Below are 17,849 nucleotides of genomic sequence, written 5' to 3'. Positions count from 1 at the left end.
TGGACCAGGAGGTCGGGGAGGCCATCCGGGTCTGCGGTCCGCAGGTTCATCAGCACGCCTTCGTCCGCTGGGTGTCGTGTGGCGGCGTGGAGGTCTTCGAGGACGAGCCTGGCGCCGGCGCGGCGATGAACTCTGCGACCTTGCTGCGGCAGGCCAACCGCTGTCCGCCACCCGCCCCGGCGACCGGGGGAGCGCGCCTCGAACACCTGTCGACGAAATGTGCGGCTTCACCGTTCGGAACACCCACGGAAAGTTGCACGACATTTCACCGTTCCGGCGCAACGACGTGGAGTTACAGTGGCGATCCATTCCCTTTCCGGAATCACGGGGTGTCCCAGTGGGTACGAGTGTGGTCAGGAGTTCGTTATCGGTGCTGCGGCGATCGGTCGCGGGTGTCGTGGTCGCGGTGACGGCGGCGGCCGGGTTGGTGGCCGTCGCGCCCGCGGCTCAGGCTGCGGACGTAGAGCTGCTGTCGTGCGTGGGAACCGGCGCCAACACCTTCGATCCGGGTGTGACCCTGCAGTTGAGGCCCGTCACGATCACCTCTACCGCGAACTACGGCCCGTGCGTGTCCAGTGGGTCGCCGGCGATCACCTCCGGCGGGTACGGCGTCGTCGTGACCGGGCTGCTGTCCTGCCTGGCCGGAAGCGTCTCCATCACCGTGACCATCACCTGGAGCACCGGTGAGACCACCACAGTGGCCGCGAACGGCGTGGTGGTGCTGCGCCCGGCCAACGAGACCGTCGTCGTGTACCAGGGCACGGTGACCGCCGGCAGGTTCTCCGGCGCCGAAGTCGTGATGACCGCGGCCGTGGTCAACACCACCCCGTTGCAGTGCCTCACACCGGAAGGCGTCACCAGTTCCAGCGGCGCCGCCGCCATCGTCATCACGCAAGCGGCTTGACGGTCGGCAACAGTGGCGGCCGTGACGATCAGGCCATCGACTCCAGCCGGGTGACGAGCTCGGGGCTGAAGGTGCCCTGGGCCAGGAGTTCGCGCGTCCGCTTGAAGCGTCCGCTCCACCAGTTGCGCTCCTCGGCCGTGAGGGTGACGACCGTCATCCTGTCCTTGAGACGTGCCAGCGCCGCGGCGTCCTCAGTGCGGATCCGGTTCTTCAGGGCGCTGGCGGCGACCTTGCCGGTGTCCAGCACGATCTGCCGGAGGTCGGCGGGGATGGCGTCGAGCTGCTTCTTCGAGATGACGATGGCCCCGACGCTGGGCCCGAACACGAGGTCGGTGACCCTGTCGAGCTTGGCCGCCCACTGGAACTGCTCGGCGGCGAGCGGCGACTGCAACAGCGCGTTGACCGCGCCGCTGTCAAGTGCCGACAGCACTTCGGCGACGTTGAGCGGGACCGGCGTGACACCGCCGATCGCCTGGAAGAAGTGCTTCACGATGGCGTCGTCGCGCCACTGCCACGGCTTCCGGCCCTTGAAGTCGGCAGGGGCACGCACCGGAAAACCGCGGGAGAAGGCGGAGACCATGCCCACGTCGTACCAGCCGATGACGGTGGTGCCCGCGTCGCGGAGCCCGGCCTCGAACTCGGGCCTCATGGCGTCGCGGGCCGCGTCGAGCTTGGCCCAGGTGGTGAACAGGCCCGGCATCTGCAGGGCGAGGATCGGCTGGTGGAACTTGGCGAGACCGACGCTCGACATCACGGCCCCGCCGAGGCTTCCTTCTCGTATCAGCCCTGCCATGGCGGCCTCGTCGCCGTAGTAGCCGTTGTAGAACGTCTGCAACTCGATCCGCCCGCCCGATTTCTCCTTCACGGCCCTTTCCCAGGTCGAGAGGACCTCGCCCCACGGGCTCGTCTTCGGGTACAGCGTCGCGATCTTCAGCACTTCTGCCGCCCACGCGTGGCCAGGCGTTCCCGCCGCGCCGGCGCCTGCGAGTGCGAGCGCCCCGACCCTCTTGAACCATGTCCTGCGTCCGACGGTTCCAGCGTTCATCGCGACACCGTAACGGCGGATTGAACAGCGTGCAGCGCGGCCGGCCGGCAGTGGACCAGCGACGCAGTCGAGCGGAAATCGCCCTATATCGCCGATCGCGACCAAGGTGGACAAGCCTTCGCGCGAGGTGGCCGTGGTGCCCTGGTCCACCCGAGTTCGCCCTCTCCGTGGTGATGCCCACGGGGTGGCCGTCGCCGTCAGGGGGCACGCGGAAGTCGAAAGTTCTGCGTGTGCTGTGATCCTCAGTCATCGGCGGTCGCTCGACCTACCACTCTTCGGGACACCCAGTCACCACAACGGGGTCTTTCCTCGTCCAGGGCACCGGTCCACAGTGGAGGGAGCTCGCGGTCTTCCGCGGAGAGTCGACCTCCCGATCCGCTTCCCGTTCAGGGGAAGTGGCGACTCGTCGGATAAAACGGTCAAGGAGAGATCATGCCGCCCCGCTCACCCAGCCCTGGCAGGGCCGCCACATCGGCCTCGACCTCGCGGTGCTGCGCGGCCGACCCGGGTGCCAGGCACTCGCGTGTGGACTCGGTCGTCAACCGGAGTCCTGATCACACCTCCGCTTGAAGTACCGGGTCCACCTCCCTGACCGGACTGGCCGAAGACGCCGGCAGGACGGGTGGTGCAACATCCATCGCGGCAACTCCGCCGCCTTCATGCGCCACATCGAGACATTCACGGGCGTCATCGACACTTGAGCGGTTAGAGGCGTCGTTCGAGTTGAAATGCCGGTGATCAGAAATGCCCGTGGCCGGCGCGCCAAATACTGACAGGGAATGTTCGAGAGAAAGAGACTGTGATGAAACGAACACTCTTGTCCATTGTTGTCGTGGGTGCCGCTGTCGTGGCACTTGCCACTGCGGCGACGGCTTCCCATCGCCACGTCAGTGCGAACGACGCCGCGCTCCAGCAGGGCGACGTCGGCATCGAAATCATGCGGACCAACTTCGACGTGGACAGGGATACGTGGCAGAATGCTCCGCTGAGCGTCACGCTGGACCGGTCCGGCACGTTCCTGATCGACGCGAACGTGCTCACGAACATCGCCGGCTATTCTGACATCATCAGCACGATCAGAGCGCGGCTGTGGAGCAGTAGGACAGGAGTCCTGCCGGACAGCGAGCGACTTCTCCAGACACTGGTCAACCGGAGTCCAGACCGCATCCGAAGCATCGGCAACGTGACCGCGCCGATCACTCATCTGGTCACAGTGCAGGACGATACGACGATCGTGCTCCAGGTCCGCAGGTACGACGATGCGGGCGAGCCCACTGAAGCAAGGCTCATCACCGGCGGTAGCAACCACACCGTACTCCGCTATGCGCGCGTAGGGCCCTGAACGCGGTCTACTTGGACGAGATCCGGCTCAGGCCGGGCCAAGGGCGCCACCAATCGAGTTCACAAGTCGACAGCGATCCTCGATGCGGACTAGACGGTCGGCGCGTCTCCTTCAGGTCGTGCAGACCGTCGGACCGTAGCCGGCAAGACGAAGGCAAACCGGTTGGGTGATACGAGCCGCCTGGCCGATGAGCGAACGGCGGATTGCAGGCCATGTCTGCAATCCGCCTTACGGTCGAATTCTCGCAGTGCCGGCCAGTGGTGGCGGAGCATGGCTTGGCCGACGAGGTCGAGACGGCATGTTCGTCGAGCAGTCGCTGCGTCCTGCCTGACTTCTCTCCGGCAGCCAAACGCGTGGGGAATAGTAGTCAAGATTTGTGGATCGGCGTGTCGTGCGACTTGCCCTGACTTCTTGTCGGATCATCGACGAGCCGGCCGCCGTGACATCGGCAGCACCGTGAACGCCGATCAGTCGCACGCGCCGGCGGCGGCGACGTCGTGCAGGACGAAGGTGGCGAACCCGAGCTCGCGCCGCGCGCCGCTCAACCAGGCCTCGCGATGCTCACGTGCCACGGCAAGCGCCTGGTCACGATCCTCCGTCGTCGAGGCCTCCCGTACGGCCCAGTCGACGAGTGACCCGGTCCAACTGAACTGGTAGTCGTCCCACTCGGCCAAAGTGCTTACGTGCCCGTACGACGGCTCGAACCCGTGCTCACGGGTGGCTCGCACGAGGCCGGCGAGGTCGGGATAAGCGTCGGCAGAAACCTCGAGCGCCGCCAGCGCAGAGGCCGACGGGGTGCCCTCCCAGATGCTGTCGCCGATCAGCGCTTGGCCGCCGGGGCGCAGATGCCGCCGGATAGCGACCAGCATGTCCTCCAGCCGGCCGAAGGCGTGGCTCGCACCGACGCACAGCACCACGTCGAAGACCCCGTCGGCCCAGGTGGCGGCATCCGTTTTGATCCAGCGCACACGGTCGCTCAGCCCCCGCTCGCCGGCACGCCCGGCGGCAGAGGCCGGGAGCATGTGGTCGACCCCTACGCCCGTGATCCCGGGGTGGGCAAGCAGCAACTCCTGCAACCACTCGCCCTCTCCGCACCCGAGGTCGACGGCGCGGGCGCCGTCGCTTGGGCGCAGCCAGCCGACCAGTTCGCGTAGCCGCTGGGGCGCCACCGGCGCCGCGATCGGATGGCGCAGGTGGGCAATGTCGAAGATCTCGGAGCGCTCCACTGCGGCAACGCTACAAGGCAGGCCCAACCGAGGCTGAGGCATGCCGGAGCGGGGCACATGATCCGCCGCACTCGGGTGGATCGGCGTGGTCATGCGACGTGCTGATCGCCTCCTGACTTCTCATCGGGTCGCTCGACCAGGACGCCGCGTTCGAAGGTCGCGCCAGCGCGGACGAGGGCGACCAGGTGGGGGGCGTTGACCGCTCGCCCGCGTGCTGGTCGGTCTCGGCCTGGCTTGCGCTGCATTCCTGGATCTGGCCGGACACCGGTCCTTCCGGTGCGCCGTTACGACCTCGTAGCGCCCGTCGACTTGGCTCACGTCGACTCCGGAGGGCCATGCGGCATCTCCGAGGGCTACGGGCGACGTGGTCATGAGGTCGGAGATGTGAGCGATAACAAGGCGCGTCCTTAGCGGCAGCGGTGACCGAGGGCGGGCGGGTTCGCATCCGTGGAGTTCGGCCCCGAAGCCGGTCAAGGGTGAATTAATCGCCGGATCGACCACGGCTGTCACGTGTTCACGCATGTGGAACCACTGGGCGCGACGTTGAGTTGTGCAATCTTCGGATGTTAGCGTGCACAGGCCGCCGACCTCGTTCGTGTTCCGTGCAACGTCGCAGGGAGTGCAGCCATGTTGAGAACCAAAGTCGTGCCCGCCGCAATGGCCTTGCTGCTGGCCGGGGCGGCTGTGGCCGTCACCGCGCCGAGCGCCGTCGCGGCGACAGTCGACACCTCCGCCTACTACGTCCTGGTCAACCGGAACAGCGGCAAGGCCCTGGACGTCTACGACCTCGCCACGAGCGACGGCGCGCGGATCAGCCAGTGGTCCCGCAACGACGGCAACTGGCAGCAGTGGCAGTTCGTCGACTCCGGCAACGGCTACTACCGGCTCAAGTCGCGCCACAGCGGCAAGGTGCTGGACTTCCCGTCCACCAACGACCTCGCCGGCCTCACGCAGTGGACCGACCACAACGGCTACAACCAGCAGTTCCGGCTGGCAGACTCGGACAGCGGCTACGTCCGGCTGGTCAACCGGGCCAGCAACAAGGCAGTCGACGTGCTCAACTTCTCCACCGCGGACGGCGCCGAGCTGGTGCAGTGGCCCGACACGGGCGGCACGAACCAGCAGTGGCAGCTGGTGAAGATGGGGAACAGCGGCGGCAACGGTTGCGGCTCGGGCACGTTCCACGCCGAGGCCTACATCAACAACGGCACGTGGACCGCCCGGCGCGGCGGCACGGTCGTGTACACAGGTTCGGACTTCCGTTCTGCGGCGCAGGCGGCGATCGGCAGTCTGACGGCGAACCGGACGTGGAAGGAGCGGGTCGTCCTGTGGCAGGGCGGCACGGTCGGCGCCGGCGAGCGGATCTCGCTGCCGAGCTACACCACTCTGGACTCGTGCGGGACGATCAACGTCTCCGGCTCGGGTTCGGGCGACTACGCGCCGGTGTACTCGCGCGGCACCACGCAGGTCGACGTCCAGCACCTCTACGTCACGGGCACGCCGATCTACGGCATCTTCATGCGCAACGTCACCAACGTGAACATCGGCCACGTGGACATGAAGCTGTCGCGCGGCCTCGGGGTTCGCATCGACAACCGCGGTGACACCAGCCAGCGCAGCCGCAACATCAACATCGACTACGTCTACGTCTCCGGCGCCTCGTCGCACGCGGTGGAGACCTACGGCGTCGACAACATCACCATCGGCACGGTCGTGGCCCGTTCGGTCGGCGAGTCCGGTCTGCTGCTCAACGAGACCACCAACGCCACCGTCGGCACCGTCGACGCGCAGAACGCCGGGGCCGGCACCGGTTACGCGGCCTTCCGCACGGCCAACCGCAACGGGCGCATCAACGACGCCTACCCCGACAACATCCGGGTCGGCCTGGTCAAGGCCAGTGGCGGCGGGCGTGGCGTGTTCTGCGTGTCGGAGAGCGGTGGTCTGGTCATCGACCGCATCGAGCTGTCCAACACCGGCAACAACGCCATCCTGATCGAGAACTGCTACGGCGTCACGATCGCGAGCCAGGGTGGCTGGGTGTCCGGCGGCGGCGAGATCCGCCTGGCCGCGCGCTCGGACTTCCCGAACAACAACCGGATCTACCTGCAGAACCTGACGGTCACCAACCAGACGATCCGGGAGAGCCCCTGCGCGGGCAACTCGGAGTTCCGCAACATCACGATGGTCAACAGCACCTGGGCGGTCTGCTGACGCGCGACCCGACCGTGCCCCGTAGGGCCAACACCTTGCGGGGCACGACCACGGTTCGGGAGCGGATCGTTCAGGCTCGCCGGGCAGTGGGCGGCTGCCGCGTTCAGTCCACGGTTTGAGATGATCACGGCCGAGGGTGCGTCCCGAACAGGGGCGGCGCACCGGTAGGACTTCTCGGCGCATGGGCACCAAAAAGTGCGTACTGGTCCTCAGGGCCGGTATGGCCTTCAATTGCCTGTGTGGAGGGAGCCATGTCCGAACCGGAGCCCCCGTACTTGTGTCCGGTGGACGTGCCACTGCGACACCTGGGCGGGAAGTGGAAGCTGATCGTCTGCTTCTACCTGCTGCAACGACCGTGTCGTCATGGTGAGCTGACCCGCCTCATCCCGCAGGTGTCCCACAAGATGCTCACCCAGCAGCTGCGAGAGCTGGAGGCCTCGGGTCTCGTGCGGCGAACGGTGTTCGACCAGGTGCCGCCGAAGGTCGAGTACTCCGTCGAAGAGGCGGAACGTGCCGCCCTGGAGCCGCTGGTGGCCGCGATGTGCCGATGGGGACTGGGCTATGTGGACGGACACGGCGGGGAGATCCTCACCACCAGCCTCCCGGACGGCTTCCTCCCTTCACCGCTCAAGCAGGAGTAGACGTTGCAGCACTTGACTTTGCGCACCCCCGACGGCATCGACCTGGCCGCTGTTCTGCGCCCTGGGCGCGGTGCCGGACCACGGCGCGCCGTGGCGTTGACCGGACCCTTCACCGGCGTGAAGGAGCAGGTCGTCGCCACCTACGCCGAAGGACTGAGTGAGCGCGGCATCACGACCTTGACGTTCGACCACCGCAACTTCGGCGCCAGCGGGGGGAGCAACCGCCGGCACGAGGACGCGGGCGGCAAGCTCACCGACCTGCAGACCGCTGTCGGGTTCCTCCATGGTCACCCCGACGTCACCGGGGTCGGCCTGGTCGGGATCTGCCTGGGTGCCGGGTACGCGTTGAAGGCAGCGGCCTTCGACGGCAGGGTCGAGGCGTTGGTGACGGTCGCAGGCGCCTACAACAGCCCTCAGGCCATGCAGGCCGGTTTCGGACGTGAGGCGTACCGCGCAAAGCTCGCCGACCTGCTCGCGGGCGGCACCGAGTTCATGCCGGTGGTGTCCCCGGACGGGCCTGCGGCCATGCCCGGACCGGAGCCCTACGAGTACTACGGCACCAGCCGCGGGGCGGCGCCGACCTGGCGCAACGAAATCACCACCGCCTCGATCCACACGTTGCTGACGCTGGACGCCGCCATCGGCGCCGACTTCGTGTCACCCACGCCGGTCCGGATCATCCACGGAACCCGGGACGGGTACTGCTCACCCGAGGGCGCGAAGGGGATCTTCGACCGGTTGGACGAGCCGTCGGACCTGGTGTGGATCGACACGACCAACCACATCGACCTCTACGACCAGCCTCGCTGCGTCGGACCGGCCATCGAGTCGGCTGCGGAGTGGTTCGACAAGCACTTGAACCCGTTCCCAGCAGGTGAACGCTCATCCGAACGGTCGCGGTGAAGAGGTACGGTCCGTCGCTCAAGCCCTGATACGCCGATCGGGGGAAGGTCTGCTCGATGAGCAGGGAGGGGAGGCGAGCCGTGCGCCGTCCAGTCCACCGCACCGCTGTCGCCGTGATCGCGCTGACCAGTCTCATGGTGGTGAGCGCCTGCGCGAAGGACTCCGGCGGCACCACCGCGTCGACCAGCGTCGCCGGCGGCGCGTGCGAGTTCGCGACACCGCCCAGCCCTCCCGCCACCTCGAACACGAGCGCGGCCAACGGTGACAAGGCCGAAGGCGACAAGGTCGACGGGAGTGCGCTGAAGATCGGTCTGGCCTACGACATCGGTGGTCGTGGTGACGCTTCGTTCAACGACCTGGCCGCCGCCGGGTTCGACCGGGCGATCAAGGACATGGGGGTGAAGGAGGAGAACACCCGCGAGCTCTCCGCCGCACCGAACGAGGACGAGTCGGTGAAGCAGTCCCGCCTGCGCCAACTGGCACGCGAGGGCTTCAACCCGGTCGTCGGCGTCGGCTTCGCGTACACGGAGTCGCTGAAGGTCGTGGCTCCGGAGTTCCCGGACGTCCGGTTCGGCCTGGTGGACTCGGCCGTGGAGGGCGCGGCCAACGTCACGCCACTGGTCTTCGCCGAGCAGGAGGGCGCCTTCCTGGCCGGCGTCGTGGCCGCGTACCAGAGCAAGAAGTGCCACGTGGGCTTCATCGGCGGCGTCGACATCCCGCTGATCCAGAAGTTCGAGGCCGGTTACGTCCAGGGCGCGAAGGCCGCCGCGCCGAAGATCGTGGTCGAGAAGAAGTACATCACGCCGGCCACCGACTTCACGGGCTTCCAGGACCCGGCGAAGGGCCTGGAGACCGCGAAGGGGCTCATCGACAAGGGCGCGGACGTCCTCTACCCGGCCGCGGGCGCGTCCGGCATCGGCGTGTTCTCCGCGGTGAAGCAGGCGGGCGTGCTGGCGATCGGGTGCGACGCCGACCAGTACAACCAGCCGGCGCTCGCGGACACGAGGGACGTCATCGTCGCGTCGAGCCTCAAGCGGGTCGACGTGGCGGTGTACGACTTCTTCAAGGCCGCCGCGAGGAACGACCTGGCCTCGTTGCCGAAGGTCTTCGACCTCAAGGTGGACGGCATCGGCTACGCCACGTCCGGTGGCAGGATCGACGCGAAGCTGCAGGGCATCCTCGAAGGGTTCAAGGCCCAGATCATCGCGGGCGGGATCAAGGTCGCGGACAAGCCGTAGCCCGGCGGATCAGGGTGCGGCGCCCTACGGTTCACGGTGGGGCGCCTCGGTCGTCACCCCTGCGCGGCCTTGATCTTGCGCCAGCCGCCGGCGCGGTTGTTCGCGATGATCTGCTCGAGGTACCGGGTGAGCGCGGGCGCGTTGATCGGCTCGCCCTCGTAGTAGGAGATCGTCCGGCCGGTCTTGTTCTGGTGCCCGGCCGTGACGATGCCCTCCGGGTCGGGGACGATGCCGCCGTCGTAGAGGAAGACGTTCACGTGGTCCTTGGCGGCGAGCAGCGCGCAGACGTTGCCGTTCAGCACGAAGTACGGCTGGACCGTCCGTTTGATCGTCTCGACGACCTCGGTGTCCGCCGCGTGCGCGATGTCGCGCACCTGGTGGCAGATCTCCCGCTGCCAGTCCGGCAGCTTGTCGATGTAGTCGTCGACGCGCGGGTCCTTCTCGTAACTCACGGCGTCCTCCTCTGGAGCCACGGACCGACGATGGCGGCCACGGAGAGCAGTTCGTCCAGTCAGTCTCCGCCACTCCGGGCCACCGCTGCCACCGGAACGCCACGCTCCTGACGACGCCGAGCCGCAAGGGGGTCCACCCGGCACGCGGAACGCCGCACTGAGTGCGAGCAGGATCGCTACCGGGTGCACCCCCTCACCACGTCATCACCCGACGGTCGTCTTGACCGGCACCTCCACGTCCGGGGACACGCCGTTCCTGCGGGACAGGCCCGTCCGCGCGTGGGTCGCGTACAGCGTCAGCCCCACGAACAGGAGACCGCCGACCAGGTTCCCGACCACGGTGGGGATCTCGTTCCAGATGAGGTAGTCGCCGAGCGAGAAGTCGCCGCCGAGCATCAGGCCGGACGGGAACAGGAACATGTTGACGATCGAGTGCTCGAACCCCATGTAGAAGAACACGATGATCGGCATCCACATCGCGATCACCTTGCCGGACACGGACGTCGAGATCATCGCGGCGACGACGCCGGTGGAGACCATCCAGTTGCACAGCACACCGCGGATGAACAGGGTCAGCATCCCGGCCGCGCCGTGCTCCGCGTAGCCGACGGTCCTGCTCTCCCCGATCTCACCGAGCCGCTGCCCGACCTCGTTCGGCTCCACCGAGAACCCGAAGGTGACGATCACCCCGATCATGAGCGCGACGAGGAGCGCGCCCGCGAAGTTCCCGACGAACACCAGCGACCAGTTGCGCAGGACCGTGCGCAGCCGGACACCGGGCCGCTTGTCGATCCACGCGAGCGGGACGAGCGTGAAGACGCCGGTGAGGAGGTCGAAGCCCAGCAGGTACAGGACGCAGAACCCGACCGGGAAGAGCAGTGCCCCGACGAGCGCGTTGCCGGTCTGCACGGTGACCGTGACCGCGAACGCGGCGGAGAGCGCGAGGATCGCACCGGCCATGAACGCCCGGATGACGGTGTCACGCGTCGACATGAACGCCTTGGCCTCGCCGGCGTCGATCATCTTCCGGACGAGGTCCGCCGGCCTGACGTAGGTCATGGGAACGTCGCTCCTTCGGTTGGGCTGGTGATGGAGTCTGAGCACGGGAGGTGTCCTCCCTGTAACGGCTGTGAGAGCACCGAATCACGTCGGCCTCACTCCTGGGACGGATGACTTCGGCGTGATCGGTTACACCGCCGCAACGAACCTGCGGAAGTCTGTGCGCACGCCGCGACCGAGGAGATCGTCATGACCCCGATCATGAGCAAGTCCGACGCGGCCGACCTGGTGGCCGCCGCCAGGGTGCGCAAGGGCCTGACCTGGGCGCAGATCGCGGACGAGCTCGGCGCCCCGGTCGTGTGGGTCACCGCCGCCCTGCTCGGGCAGCACCCGATGACACCGGAACAGGCCGAGACGGTCTGCGGTCTCCTCGACCTGGACGACGCGGTCGCGGAGAGCCTGCGGTCCCTGCCCGTCCGCGGCACGGATCCGGCCGTCATGAACGACCCGACGATCTACCGCTTCGTCGAGGCGCTGTCGGTCTACGGGCCCGCGCTGAAGGAGTTGATCCACGAGGAGTTCGGCGACGGCATCATGAGCGCGATCAACTTCAGGATCGACATCGCGCGCCGCCCGGACCCCGACGGCGACCGGGTGGTGGTCACCTTCGACGGCAAGTTCCTCGACTACCGGTGGTGACTCGGGTGCTCGGTGAGCAAACCTGTCAGGTTCGCCCCGATCGCCCTCGCCGTCGAAGGGGTGGGCCAGTTCTTCGACGGGTGGCTGCGCCTGGACTGCCGCTCACTCGATGCCGGCTGCAACTACGGGGCACGTCCGGCACGCCACAGCGCACCAGGTCGAGTCGCTCATCACGGTGTCCGGGCTGCTGGTGGCGGTGTTCGTGTTGGCCCGCGCTTTCGGGAAAACCGAGCGCCGGCAACACATGCGTGTCCCGACGCTGATCGCTGGTCTCGCCACGGTGGCGGCCATCATCGGGTTGTCGTTCGTGGGAGGCGGTCTCGGGACTCGCGTCGGGCTGACCGTGTGGTTCGCCCGGGTGGCTCTGGTGTCGTACCAGCTGTTCAGGGTCGTTCAGGAAGGCGAGCGCGGCGCGGCGTCGCGGGCACCTGTGGGGTGACCGGAGTCGGCAGCACGGCCCTCCCGTGATCAAGCCGCAGAGGAGCGGTCGGTCTGGTCGGAACGGGCGACCACCCGGCTGGTGAGGCCCTGCGGCAGCGTGGTCCCGCATATGCTCGGCGTGGGGGAGCGGCGGTCGCGTCGTCCCGGGCGTTCGAGGAGGACTCGTGCGGTTGTCGGCGGCGCAGCTCTTCCACGAGATCGGCACGTCCCGGCCGCCTTCGGGGATGCGCGTGGTCATGCGGCGGGCGGTGGTGCTCGGTGGGAGCATCGCGGGTCTGTTGGCGGCACGGGTGCTCAGTGACCACGCCGACGAGGTGATCGTGGTCGAGCGTGACGCGTCGGACGCCGATGGAGGACCGCGCGCCGGCGTGCCACAGGGCAGTCAGGTGCACGCGTTGCTGCCGGCCGGTGCGGTGCAGTTGGAGCGGTGGTTCCCCGGTTTCGCGGACGACGCCATCGCGGGCGGTGCCGTCGTGCCGCGTAAGGACGGGTCGAGCGACCGGTTCTTCATGGACGGGCAGGTGCGGATCGCGCCGCCGGTCGAGCAGGACTGGCCGGTGTTGATCACCACCCGGCCGTACCTGGAGGCCGAGGTGCGTCGGCGGACGCTCGCGGTGGACAACATCCGCTTCGTCACCGGCAGGGCCGACGGTCTGCTGTTCGACGGCGAACGGGTGGTCGGCGTCAAGTACGTCCCGGAGGGCGCGACCGAAGCCGTCACCGCCACCGGCGACTTCGTCGTCGACGCCATGGGCCGGTCCAGCCGACTGGGCGACTGGGTGGAGGCCGCGGGCTGGGAACGCCCGCCGATGCGCCGGATGCCGATCAAGCTCAACTACGCCACCGCGATGTTCGCCTACGACGAGGCGATCAGCGACCTGTGGAGCGTCATCGCGCAGTCCAGCCCGGGAAACGGGCGGCGCGCGCGGATCGGCGGTGTGCTCCGGGTCGAGGGCGACCGCTGGATCATGCTGATCGCGGGCTACGACGACGACCGCCCGAGCCGGGACGCCGCCGACTTCGTCGCCCGGTGCCGCAACGACTTCCCTGCCGTCTTCGGTGACATCGCCGGTCAGGGGCGGATGCTGGGCGACGTGGTCACCTATCACCAGGCCGACAGCAGACGGCGTGACTTCCACCAGGTGTCCCGGTTGCCGGCCGGGCTCGCCGCCGCGGGCGACGCGATCGCGTCGTTCAACCCGGTGTACGGCCAAGGCATGACCTCGGCGGCCCTGCACGCGTCGTGCCTGTCCACCTACCTCCGCTCGGGACCGGACCTGGGCGAACCGGCCAAGGCGTACTTCGACCGGGTGGCGGTCGTCGTCGACGCCGCGTGGCAGGTGTCGACGTTCGCCGACCTGGGACTACCGCACGTGCACGGCCCCTACCCGCGCGGCTACCGGCTGATCAGGTGGGTGAGCGGCCAGGTCTTCAAGGCGTCGATGACCGACGGCGTCACCAACGAACGCCTGACCGGCGTCACCACCATGCTCGCCCACCCGAACCAGTTGGCCCGGCCGGGGACGATCCTGCGCGCGCTGCGGCTCAACCTCCTCGCCGCCGCTCGGCGCTGATCAGGAGCGGGAACCGGCTTCCTCGGCCACTCACCCCGGCGTTCGTGCGCCGAGGCTTGAACAGGTCACAGGTCGAGGACGAGTCGTGGGCCGCGCGACCGTGACACGCAGATCATCATCACGTCGCAGGCGGCCTGCTCCTCGTCGTTGAGCACGGAGTCCCGATGGTCCGGAACCCCCTCCAGCACACCGGTCTCGCACGTGCCGCACGTCCCCTCCTGGCACGAGGACAGCACCGTGATGCCGGCCTCCTCGACCGTGCGCAGGATCGACTTGTCCTCCGCCACGACCAGCGTGCGGCCCGACCGCGCCAAGTGGACCTCGAACGACGTGCGCCCGCCGTCGACAGCCTTGGGCGTGAAGCGTTCGACGTGCGGACGAGCGGGGGAGCGCTGCTCGACGGCGGCGATCAGCGACTCCGGCCCGCAGCAGTAGATCTCGGTGTCCGGCGCCAGGAACGCGTCCAGGTCCAGCAGTCCGGTCTCGTCCTGCGGTCGCACCACCACCCGGTCGCCGTAGCGGTCGCGCAGTTCTCCGGCGAAAGCCATGGACGAGCGCGTCCGTCCTCCGTACAACAATCGCCACGACGCGCCGCGAGCCTCGACAGCCGTGATCATGGGCACGATCGACGTGATGCCAATACCGCCCGCGATGAACAGGTACCGCTCCGCCGGGACCAGCGGAAACTGGTTGCGTGGTCCGCGGATGCGCACCGTGCACCCCTCGGTGAGCGTCGAGTGCACGTGCCGCGACCCTCCACGGCCGGAAGGCTCGTGCAGCACCGCCACCTGGAGCGCCGAGCGGTCCGCCGGGTCGCCGCACAGGGAGTACTGGCGGACGAGGTCCGGCCCCAGCACGAGGTCCACGTGGGCGCCGGGGTCCCAGGCGGGCAGCGGTTCGCCGTGGGGATGGCGCAGAGTCAGCCGCACGACGCCGTCGGCGATGACTTCCTTGCGCTCCAGCAGGACGTCGAGCTCCACCGGGACGAGTGGCTCGGTGGACGCGGTCATCGGGACTCCTGTTCAGTCATGGGCGGCGCCGACCGGCTGCCGGTCTGCCGTCGGCGGCGACACGGCGGCCGGCGGTGCGTGGCCGTCCGGGTGGGCCAGCAGCCAGTCCCACAGGTCCGCCGGGTCTTCCGAGCCGCGCTCGGCTCCGCAGTGGCACACCCCCACCAGCACGTCGGTGCCCGGCTCCCAGTGGATGCGGTAGACCGTGTCGCCGCGCAACATCGCGACACGGTGGCTCATGTCGCGGCCGACTTCGCGGGTTCGCCGGCTTCGGCCACCATGCGCTTGAGGATGCGCCGTGCCGCCAGCCCGCCCGTGTCGATGTTGATCGACAGCTCTTGGCGGTCCGGCGGCTCGGTCTGGATCACGCGCTCGAGGATGTCCAACGCGGTGACGTCCTGGAGCACCACCGCGCGGTTGCTGTCACGCAGGAAGGCCGACACCTCCTGGTTGTCCAGCGCGAAATCCCTGGCCACGGCCCAGAAGTCGTGCGTGCTGTGCTCGGTCTCCGGCGTGATGGCGTAGACGACCTCGACGTGGAAGCCGTGCGGGTCCGAGCCGTCGGCCTCGGGCAGCACACCGACCGGCGCGACCCGGCTGTGCAACAGGTAAAGGCACGGCGGGTGGTACTCGATGTCCTGCCAGCGCGTGATCCGGCCGTCGATCCCGGTGGACTTGGCGTAGAACGGCGGGCACGCGGCGTCGTCCATGTGCCGGCTGACGTAGATGATCCTGTTGTCCTCGTCGACCTCGGTGGTGATCGGCGTGTTCGCCACCTCGGGCGTGCCGATGTACCCGCCGTGCAGGTAGGTCTCGTGCGACAGGTCCATCAGGTTGTCCACCAGCAGTTCGGACCGCGCCGCCAGCGGCTCCATCCCGCACACCGTCGTGTAGGCGGGGTCGGCCAGCCAGGGCGCCCGGGGGATCAGCTCACGGTCCGCCCGGTCGCGCTCGCCGATCCACACCCAGACGAACGAGTCCTGCTCCACCACCGGGTAGGACGGCACGCGCGCGGTGCGCGGGATCCGCTCCTGCCCCGGCACGAACACGCAGCTGCCGGTCTTGTCGTAGGTGAAGCCGTGGTAGCCGCAGACGATCGTGTCGCCTTCCAGCCTGCTCTCCGAGAGCGGGTAGCGCCGGTGCACGCACCGGTCGGCCAGCGCCACCACCTCGCCCTCCTCGCTGCGGTAGAGCACCAGCGGCTCGCCCAGGACCGTCCTGGCGAACAGCTCGCGCCCGATCTCACGGCCGTAGGCCGCCACGTACCAGTGGTTGCGCGCGAACGTCATGGTTTGACGACCTCCTGCGGTGGCATGGTCGGGGGAGTCGGGTCCACGAGGTCGGTCCGGTGGGTCTCCGGCACGAACGCGAACGCGACGAGGCTGACGAGGCAGATCACGGCGAGGTAGAGGGCGGTCGACACCGACGTGCCGGTACTGGCGTACAGCGAAGTGGCGATCAACGGCGCCAGCCCACCGCCGAAGATCGCACTGAGCTGGTACCCGAGCGACGCGCCGCTGTAGCGGACCCGCGTGGGGAACAGCTCGGCGGCGATGGCCGCCTGCGGCCCGTACATCGCGGACAGGATGGTCACCGCCACCACCAGGCCGACCAGCACCGCCGCCGGACTGCGGGTGTCGAGCAGCATGAACAGCGGCAACGACCACAGCGCGGACAGGGCCGCACCGGCGATGAAGACCTTGCGCCGGCCGAGCCGGTCGGACAGGGCGGACAGCGCCGGCGTCGCCACCAACTGCACGACGCTCGCGAGCAGCACGAGCAGCAGCACCGTGCTCCTCGGCATCTGCAACGGGCCGGTGGTGTAGGACAGGACGTAGACGAGGGTGATGTAGCCGATGGTGTTCGCGGCCATGAACGCCAGGCCCGCCAGCACGACGCGCCGCCAGTGGTCGCGCAGGAGCTCCACCACCGGCAGCCGCGAGTCCGTTCGCGCCTCCTTGGCCGCCAGGAACAGCGGCGACTCCTCCAGCCGCAGGCGGATGTACAGGCCGACCGCGATCAGGACCGCGCTGAGCAGGAACGGCACCCGCCAGCCCCACGAGGCGAACTGCGCGGGGGTGAGCACCGAGCTCATCGTGAGGAACACCAGGTTCGACAGGATGATCCCGGCCGGCACACCCATCTGCGGGAAGCTGCCGTAGAAGCCCCGGCGGGCTACCGGCGCGTGTTCCACCGCGACGAGGACGGCGCCACCCCACTCGCCACCCACACCGAGGCCCTGGATGAACCGCAGCGCCACCAACAGGATCGGCGCCCACACCCCGATCTGGGCGTAAGTCGGCAGCAGGCCGATGAGCACCGTCGCCACACCCATGATCAGCAGTGACGTGACCAGCATCGACTTGCGGCCGACCCGGTCGCCGAAGTGCCCCATGACGACGCTGCCGAGCGGCCGGGCCAGGAAACCGACCGCGAAGGTGGACAACGAGGCCAACGACGCGGCGAGGGGTGACAGGGACGGGAAGAACTGGGTGCCGAAGACCAACGCGGCGGCGTTGGCGTAGATGAGGAAGTCGTACCACTCGATCGCGGTGCCGATGAAGCTCGTGCCCGCGATCCTGCCGATGGACTGGGTTCCGCTGGGGTGCTGCTCGGGGTGGGTCGGCGTCATTGCCATGGGTACCTCCGCTGCAAGGGCGGGTGTGCTGGTGGTCCGCGCCGCGGACCTCAGGTGTAGTGGCGGAGCACCGCTTGCGCGACGCACGCGGGCTTGTCGCCGCCGTCGATCTCGATCGTGAAGTCGATCAGCATTTCGACGCCGTCGCCCTTGACGTCGGTGACGTCGGTGACGGCTCCGCGCAGTCGGATCTTCGCGCCGACCCGCACGGGTGAGGGGAACCGGACCTTGTTGAGCCCGTAGTTGACGCTCATGGTCATGCCGTTGATGGTCAGCAGCTTGGTGAACAGCGGGATGATCAGCGACAGCGTGAGGTAGCCGTGCGCGATCGTGCCGCCGAACGGCCCGCCGGCCGCCTTGTCGACGTCGACGTGGATCCACTGGTGGTCGTCGGTGGCGTCGGCGAAGAGGTTCACCCGGTCCTGCGTGATCTCCAGCCACTCGGTGTGGCCGAGATCGGTGGCGGCAAGCGCTTTCAACCCGTCGATGCCGTGTGCGGTGAGCTCCATGCGGTGTGTCTCCTGTG

The 17,849-nt window shown here is 68.4% G+C and carries 18 protein-coding genes; 9 read left to right on the top strand and 9 right to left on the bottom strand.

The genetic code is table 11. The features are described 5' to 3' along the window. Positions 1-370: 370 nt before the first annotated feature. A complete protein-coding gene (locus tag OQ02_RS16210; RefSeq protein WP_033439209.1) occupies positions 371-904 on the top strand; it encodes a hypothetical protein in 534 nt (177 codons plus the stop codon). Between the two features lie 28 nt (positions 905-932). Here the strand turns inward: OQ02_RS16210 and dctP are convergent, their stop codons facing one another. Then, a complete protein-coding gene (dctP, locus tag OQ02_RS16205) occupies positions 933-2,099 on the bottom strand; it encodes a TRAP transporter substrate-binding protein DctP (RefSeq protein WP_156077078.1) in 1,167 nt (388 codons plus the stop codon). 652 nt (positions 2,100-2,751) lie between these two features. On the opposite strand from dctP, the gene OQ02_RS16200 reads away from it, so the two are divergent. Next, positions 2,752-3,291, top strand: a complete 540-nt coding sequence (locus OQ02_RS16200) for a hypothetical protein (protein WP_156077077.1) — start codon at positions 2,752-2,754, stop codon at positions 3,289-3,291. A gap of 467 nt (positions 3,292-3,758) precedes the next feature. Here the strand turns inward: OQ02_RS16200 and OQ02_RS16195 are convergent, their stop codons facing one another. After that, a complete protein-coding gene (locus tag OQ02_RS16195; RefSeq protein ID WP_033439206.1) occupies positions 3,759-4,517 on the bottom strand; it encodes an SAM-dependent methyltransferase in 759 nt (252 codons plus the stop codon). Between the two features lie 627 nt (positions 4,518-5,144). Between OQ02_RS16195 and OQ02_RS16190 the strand changes: the two genes are divergently transcribed. The 4 genes from OQ02_RS16190 (at position 5,145) to OQ02_RS16175 (ending at position 9,510) form a co-directional block, all read left to right on the top strand. Then, positions 5,145-6,728 (top strand): RICIN domain-containing protein, encoded by a 1,584-nt coding sequence (locus tag OQ02_RS16190; RefSeq protein ID WP_051772379.1) that lies wholly within the window; start codon positions 5,145-5,147, stop codon positions 6,726-6,728. A gap of 251 nt (positions 6,729-6,979) precedes the next feature. Further along, positions 6,980-7,369, top strand: coding sequence for a winged helix-turn-helix transcriptional regulator (locus tag OQ02_RS16185; protein WP_051772378.1), 390 nt, complete (start codon positions 6,980-6,982; stop codon positions 7,367-7,369). Positions 7,370-7,372: 3 nt separating this feature from the next. Further along, entirely contained in the window at positions 7,373-8,272 is a 900-nt protein-coding gene (locus OQ02_RS16180; RefSeq protein ID WP_051772377.1) for an alpha/beta hydrolase, read from the top strand. Positions 8,273-8,328: 56 nt separating this feature from the next. Next, entirely contained in the window at positions 8,329-9,510 is a 1,182-nt protein-coding gene (locus tag OQ02_RS16175) for a BMP family lipoprotein (RefSeq protein ID WP_051772376.1), read from the top strand. Positions 9,511-9,563: 53 nt separating this feature from the next. Here OQ02_RS16175 and OQ02_RS16170 read toward each other — a convergent pair whose 3' ends face one another. Both OQ02_RS16170 and OQ02_RS16165 read right to left on the bottom strand, forming a co-directional pair. Further along, positions 9,564-9,962, bottom strand: coding sequence for a DUF1801 domain-containing protein (locus tag OQ02_RS16170; RefSeq protein WP_033439204.1), 399 nt, complete (start codon positions 9,960-9,962; stop codon positions 9,564-9,566). A 204-nt stretch (positions 9,963-10,166) separates the two neighbouring features. Next, positions 10,167-11,021 (bottom strand): formate/nitrite transporter family protein, encoded by an 855-nt coding sequence (locus tag OQ02_RS16165; RefSeq protein ID WP_033439203.1) that lies wholly within the window; start codon positions 11,019-11,021, stop codon positions 10,167-10,169. Positions 11,022-11,210: 189 nt separating this feature from the next. On the opposite strand from OQ02_RS16165, the gene cynS reads away from it, so the two are divergent. The 3 genes from cynS to OQ02_RS16150 all read left to right on the top strand — a co-directional run bounded on the left by cynS (position 11,211) and on the right by OQ02_RS16150 (position 13,675). Further along, positions 11,211-11,660 (top strand): cyanase, encoded by a 450-nt coding sequence (gene cynS, locus OQ02_RS16160; protein WP_033439202.1) that lies wholly within the window; start codon positions 11,211-11,213, stop codon positions 11,658-11,660. Positions 11,661-11,835: 175 nt separating this feature from the next. Next, a complete protein-coding gene (locus OQ02_RS16155; RefSeq protein ID WP_156077075.1) occupies positions 11,836-12,099 on the top strand; it encodes a hypothetical protein in 264 nt (87 codons plus the stop codon). A 166-nt stretch (positions 12,100-12,265) separates the two neighbouring features. Then, positions 12,266-13,675, top strand: a complete 1,410-nt coding sequence (locus OQ02_RS16150) for an FAD-dependent oxidoreductase (RefSeq protein ID WP_051772375.1) — start codon at positions 12,266-12,268, stop codon at positions 13,673-13,675. Positions 13,676-13,740: 65 nt separating this feature from the next. Here the strand turns inward: OQ02_RS16150 and OQ02_RS16145 are convergent, their stop codons facing one another. The 5 genes from OQ02_RS16145 to OQ02_RS16125 are packed head-to-tail and all read right to left on the bottom strand — an operon-like array spanning position 13,741 to position 17,832. Beyond that, entirely contained in the window at positions 13,741-14,685 is a 945-nt protein-coding gene (locus OQ02_RS16145) for a PDR/VanB family oxidoreductase (protein ID WP_033439200.1), read from the bottom strand. 12 nt (positions 14,686-14,697) lie between these two features. After that, on the bottom strand, positions 14,698-14,925 hold the full coding sequence (locus tag OQ02_RS16140) for a hypothetical protein (protein ID WP_033439199.1): 228 nt from the start codon (positions 14,923-14,925) through the stop codon (positions 14,698-14,700). Beyond that, a complete protein-coding gene (locus OQ02_RS16135) occupies positions 14,922-15,974 on the bottom strand; it encodes an aromatic ring-hydroxylating dioxygenase subunit alpha (RefSeq protein WP_033439198.1) in 1,053 nt (350 codons plus the stop codon). The genes OQ02_RS16140 and OQ02_RS16135 overlap by 4 nt, the downstream gene beginning before the upstream one ends. Then, positions 15,971-17,323: an MFS transporter gene (locus OQ02_RS16130; protein WP_081915683.1), complete on the bottom strand. Its 1,353-nt coding sequence runs from the start codon at positions 17,321-17,323 to the stop codon at positions 15,971-15,973. The genes OQ02_RS16135 and OQ02_RS16130 overlap by 4 nt, the downstream gene beginning before the upstream one ends. A 50-nt stretch (positions 17,324-17,373) precedes the next feature. Continuing rightward, positions 17,374-17,832 carry a MaoC family dehydratase gene (locus OQ02_RS16125; RefSeq protein ID WP_033439197.1) on the bottom strand — a complete coding sequence of 153 codons (459 nt, stop codon included), beginning with the start codon at positions 17,830-17,832 and terminating at the stop codon, positions 17,374-17,376. Between the last annotated feature and the right edge of the window lie 17 nt (positions 17,833-17,849).

It is taken from the genome of Saccharothrix sp. NRRL B-16314 (genome assembly GCF_000716595.1).
In the GTDB taxonomy this organism is placed as follows: domain Bacteria; phylum Actinomycetota; class Actinomycetes; order Mycobacteriales; family Pseudonocardiaceae; genus Actinosynnema.
The sequence above is the reverse complement of the archived record's forward strand: the minus strand, read 5'-3'. Positions and strand labels throughout refer to the sequence as shown.